We start from the raw sequence: 5,521 nt of genomic DNA on the forward strand, positions 1-5,521 counted from the left end.
AAGTTGCCCCGAGTGAAGGCCCCTGGTGGGTTGGAGTCGGTGCGTGTCGGTTGCTTGAGAACTCAACAGTGTGCTTGATAGTTAATGCCAATGGTCCTGCGTGGGCGTGTGGCGCGCATCGTGTGGTGTGTGTTGTGTGTCTGTGTGGAGACTGCTTATTTGGTATGAATTGAAAACGTCATGTTTTCGGTTTGTAGCCATGATTATGGACCTTCGGGTCCGCTTCGTATGGTTGTTAGCCCTTCGGGGTTGATAGCAAACATTTACGGAGAGTTTGATCCTGGCTCAGGACGAACGCTGGCGGCGTGCTTAACACATGCAAGTCGAACGGTGATGCCCAGCTTGCTGGGTGGATCAGTGGCGAACGGGTGAGTAACACGTGAGTAACCTGCCCCAGACTCCGGGATAAGCCTTGGAAACGAGGTCTAATACTGGATACGAGATGCCCCTGCATGGGGAGTGTCTGGAAAGATTTATCGGTCTGGGATGGACTCGCGGCCTATCAGCTTGTTGGTGGGGTAATGGCCTACCAAGGCGACGACGGGTAGCCGGCCTGAGAGGGCGACCGGCCACACTGGGACTGAGACACGGCCCAGACTCCTACGGGAGGCAGCAGTGGGGAATATTGCACAATGGGCGAAAGCCTGATGCAGCGACGCCGCGTGAGGGATGAAGGCCTTCGGGTTGTAAACCTCTTTCAGCAGGGAAGAAGCGCAAGTGACGGTACCTGCAGAAGAAGCGCCGGCTAACTACGTGCCAGCAGCCGCGGTAATACGTAGGGCGCAAGCGTTGTCCGGAATTATTGGGCGTAAAGAGCTCGTAGGCGGTTTGTCGCGTCTGGTGTGAAAACTCAAGGCTCAACCTTGAGCTTGCATCGGGTACGGGCAGACTAGAGTGCGGTAGGGGTGACTGGAATTCCTGGTGTAGCGGTGGAATGCGCAGATATCAGGAGGAACACCGATGGCGAAGGCAGGTCACTGGGCCGCAACTGACGCTGAGGAGCGAAAGCATGGGGAGCGAACAGGATTAGATACCCTGGTAGTCCATGCCGTAAACGTTGGGCACTAGGTGTGGGGCTCATTCCACGAGTTCCGTGCCGCAGCAAACGCATTAAGTGCCCCGCCTGGGGAGTACGGCCGCAAGGCTAAAACTCAAAGGAATTGACGGGGGCCCGCACAAGCGGCGGAGCATGCGGATTAATTCGATGCAACGCGAAGAACCTTACCAAGGCTTGACATACACCGGAAACTTCCAGAGATGGTTGCCCCGCAAGGTCGGTGTACAGGTGGTGCATGGTTGTCGTCAGCTCGTGTCGTGAGATGTTGGGTTAAGTCCCGCAACGAGCGCAACCCTCGTCTTATGTTGCCAGCACGTCATGGTGGGGACTCATAAGAGACTGCCGGGGTCAACTCGGAGGAAGGTGGGGATGACGTCAAATCATCATGCCCCTTATGTCTTGGGCTTCACGCATGCTACAATGGCCGGTACAAAGGGCTGCGATACCGCGAGGTGGAGCGAATCCCAAAAAGCCGGTCTCAGTTCGGATTGGGGTCTGCAACTCGACCCCATGAAGTCGGAGTCGCTAGTAATCGCAGATCAGCAACGCTGCGGTGAATACGTTCCCGGGCCTTGTACACACCGCCCGTCAAGTCACGAAAGTCGGTAACACCCGAAGCCGGTGGCCCAACCCTTGTGGAGGGAGCTGTCGAAGGTGGGACTGGCGATTGGGACTAAGTCGTAACAAGGTAGCCGTACCGGAAGGTGCGGCTGGATCACCTCCTTTCTAAGGAGCATCACTCACAGCCGGCGCCCCTGGGTGCTGGTTGTGCAGAGGCCATGGCACTCGCCGAACGCGTGGGTGGATGGTTGCTCAAGGGTGGAACATTAACGAAGAGCTCGTCCATGACGGTTCGTGTCAGTACCTGTCCATCTTCGGGTGGGTGGTGGAACATCACGGGTACGGGGGAGGGGTTTGCCAAGCACACTGTTGGGTCCTGAGGGAACCGCCCGCATGGGTGGGGTCGCTCTGCACGGGCCATCGCGTCTCCTGGGTGAACCGCCGACCGTTTGTGTTGGTAGGCCGTGGGAGCGGGTGGGATCGTCCGTAGCTTGAGAACTGCACAGTGGACGCGAGCATCTTTGTAAGATCAAAGATTTATCTTTGTTCTCTGCAATTTTTTGTTGTCAAGTTTTTAAGGGCACAGGGTGGATGCCTTGGCACTAGGAGCCGATGAAGGACGTTGTAGCCTGCGATAAGCCTCGGGGAGTTGGCAAACGAACCGTGATCCGAGGATCTCCGAATGGGGAAACCCCGCTGGAGTCATGTCCAGTGACCCGCACCTGAATATATAGGGTGTGTGGAGGGAACGTCGGGAAGTGAAACATCTCAGTACCGACAGGAAGAGATATTCCGTGAGTAGTGGCGAGCGAAAGCGGAACAGGCCAAACCGTTCATGTGTGATAGCTACCAGGCGTTGCATGGGCGGGGTTGTGGGACCTTTCAGACCGGGCTGGTACCCGGTCAGGGAGTCAGAAAGTCGCGTTATAGTCGAAGGGCATTGAAAGGCCCGGCACAGAGGGTGCGACCCCCGTAGACGAAATGACGTGGCCTCCCGAAGGGGATCCCAAGTAGCACGGGGCCCGAGAAATCCCGTGTGAATCCGGCAAGACCACTTGCTAAGCCTAAATACTACCTAGTGACCGATAGCGGACCAGTACCGTGAGGGAAAGGTGAAAAGTACCCCGGGAGGGGAGTGAAATAGTACCTGAAACCGTGTGCCTACAATCCGTTGGAGCCTCCCTAGCAGGGGTGACAGCGTGCCTTTTGAAGAATGAGCCTGCGAGTTAGTGCTCAGTGGCAAGGTTAACCCGTGTGGGGAAGCCGTAGCGAAAGCGAGTCTGAATAGGGCGAATGAGTCGCTGGGTCTAGACCCGAAGCGAAGTGATCTAGCCATGGGCAGGTTGAAGCGTGGGTAAGACTACGTGGAGGACCGAACCCACCAGGGTTGAAAACCTGGGGGATGACCTGTGGTTAGGGGTGAAAGGCCAATCAAACTTCGTGATAGCTGGTTCTCCCCGAAATGCATTTAGGTGCAGCCTCGCGTGTTTCTTGCCGGAGGTAGAGCTACTGGATGGCCGATGGGCCCTACAAGGTTACTGACGTCAGCCAAACTCCGAATGCCGGTAAGTGAGAGCGCGGGAGTGAGACTGCGGGGGATAAGCTCCGTAGTCGAGAGGGAAACAGCCCAGACCACCAGCTAAGGCCCCTAAGCGTGTGCTAAGTGGGAAAGGATGTGGAGTTGCACAGACAACCAGGAGGTTGGCTTAGAAGCAGCCACCCTTGAAAGAGTGCGTAATAGCTCACTGGTCAAGTGATTCCGCGCCGACAATGTAGCGGGGCTCAAGTACACCGCCGAAGCTGTGGCATTCACACAAACGCTAGGCCTTCGTGGTCCAGGCGTGTGGATGGGTAGGGGAGCGTCGTGTGGGCAGTGAAGTCGCGGGGTAACCCAGCGGTGGAGCCTACACGAGTGAGAATGCAGGCATGAGTAGCGAAAGACGGGTGAGAAACCCGTCCGCCGAATGACCAAGGGTTCCAGGGCCAGGCTAATCCGCCCTGGGTAAGTCGGGACCTAAGGCGAGGCCGACAGGCGTAGTCGATGGACAAGGAGTTGATATTCTCCTACCGGCGAAGAACCGCCCATACCGAACCCGGTGATGCTAAGCGCCCTTAACCCGCACCGTCTCCTTCGGGAGACATCGCGGGAGCGGCGCGCGACCCGAACCGGTACTAGGTAAGCGTATTAACAGGGGTGACGCAGGAAGGTAGCCCAGCACGGCGATGGTTGACCGTGTCCAAGGTTGTAGGGCGAACAGTAGGCAAATCCGCTGTTCACATAGCCTGAGAACTGATAGATAGCGCGTATGCGCGAATTGGGTGATCCTATGCTGCCAAGAAAAGCCTCGGCGCGAGGTTCTAGCCGCCCGTACCCTAAACCGACTCAGGTGGTCAGGTAGAGAATACTAAGGCGATCGAGAGAATCGTGGTTAAGGAACTCGGCAAAATGCCCCCGTAACTTCGGGAGAAGGGGGGCCCGATGCGTGACGGAACTAGCTTCCCGAGCGTTGACGGCCGCAGAGACCAGGGAGAAGCGACTGTTTACTAAAAACACAGGTCCGTGCGAAGTCGCAAGACGATGTATACGGACTGACGCCTGCCCGGTGCTGGAAGGTTAAGAGGACGGGTCAGCTCTTCGGAGCGAAGCTCAGAATTTAAGCCCCAGTAAACGGCGGTGGTAACTATAACCATCCTAAGGTAGCGAAATTCCTTGTCGGGTAAGTTCCGACCTGCACGAATGGCGTAACGACTTCTCCGCTGTCTCAACCGCGAACTCGGCGAAATTGCACTACGAGTAAAGATGCTCGTTACGCGCAGCAGGACGGAAAGACCCCGGGACCTTTACTATAGCTTGGTATTGGTGTTCGGTGCGGCTTGTGTAGGATAGGTGGGAGACTGTGAAGCATGCACGCCAGTGTGTGTGGAGTCAACGTTGAAATACCACTCTGGTCGCTCTGGATATCTAACCTCGGTCCGTAATCCGGATCAGGGACAGTGCCTGGTGGGTAGTTTAACTGGGGCGGTTGCCTCCTAAAATGTAACGGAGGCGCTCAAAGGTTCCCTCAGCCTGGTTGGCAATCAGGTGTCGAGTGCAAGTGCACAAGGGAGCTTGACTGTGAGACTGACAGGTCGAGCAGGGACGAAAGTCGGAACTAGTGATCCGGCGGTGGCTTGTGGAAGCGCCGTCGCTCAACGGATAAAAGGTACCCCGGGGATAACAGGCTGATCTTGCCCAAGAGTCCATATCGACGGCATGGTTTGGCACCTCGATGTCGGCTCGTCGCATCCTGGGGCTGGAGTAGGTCCCAAGGGTTGGGCTGTTCGCCCATTAAAGCGGTACGCGAGCTGGGTTTAGAACGTCGTGAGACAGTTCGGTCCCTATCCGCTGCGCGCGCAGGAAACTTGAGAAGGGCTGTCCCTAGTACGAGAGGACCGGGACGGACGAACCTCTGGTGTGCCAGTTGTTCCGCCAGGAGCACGGCTGGTTAGCTACGTTCGGAAGGGATAACCGCTGAAAGCATCTAAGCGGGAAGCCTGCTTCAAGATGAGGTTTCCATCCCCGCAAGGGGGAGAGGCTCCCAGCTAGACCACTGGGTAGATAGGCCGGATGTGTAAGGCAGGACTAAAGACTGCTGAAGCTGACCGGTACTAATAAGCCGACAACTTGATAACACACAAACTTTTGCTACGCGTCCACTGTGCGGTTCCCGAGATACGGGCACACCCCCACGTAACCGGGGGACCCGAACATCTCCATAGAGTTACGGCGGTCATAGCGAGAGGGAAACGCCCGGTCCCATTCCGAACCCGGAAGCTAAGCCTCTCAGCGCCGATGGTACTGCCCTGGAGACGGGGTGGGAGAGTAGGTCGCCGCCGGACAACCATTCACCAAAGGCCCACCCC

The 5,521-nt window shown here is 56.9% G+C and carries 3 rRNA genes; all 3 read left to right on the plus strand.

Annotation, left to right across the window (positions count from 1 at the left end):
• Positions 1-262: 262 nt before the first annotated feature.
• Positions 263-1,783: ribosomal RNA gene (locus ACFRCR_RS16255) — 16S ribosomal RNA — on the plus strand.
• A 399-nt stretch (positions 1,784-2,182) separates the two neighbouring features.
• Positions 2,183-5,290 (plus strand): 23S ribosomal RNA (locus ACFRCR_RS16260).
• 90 nt (positions 5,291-5,380) lie between these two features.
• Positions 5,381-5,497, plus strand: a 5S ribosomal RNA gene (gene rrf / locus ACFRCR_RS16265).
• Together the 16S, 23S and 5S rRNA genes form the textbook arrangement of a ribosomal RNA operon.
• Positions 5,498-5,521 lie beyond the last annotated feature (24 nt).

It is taken from the genome of Oerskovia sp. NPDC056781 (assembly GCF_042789955.1).
Taxonomy (GTDB): domain Bacteria; phylum Actinomycetota; class Actinomycetes; order Actinomycetales; family Cellulomonadaceae; genus Oerskovia; species Oerskovia rustica.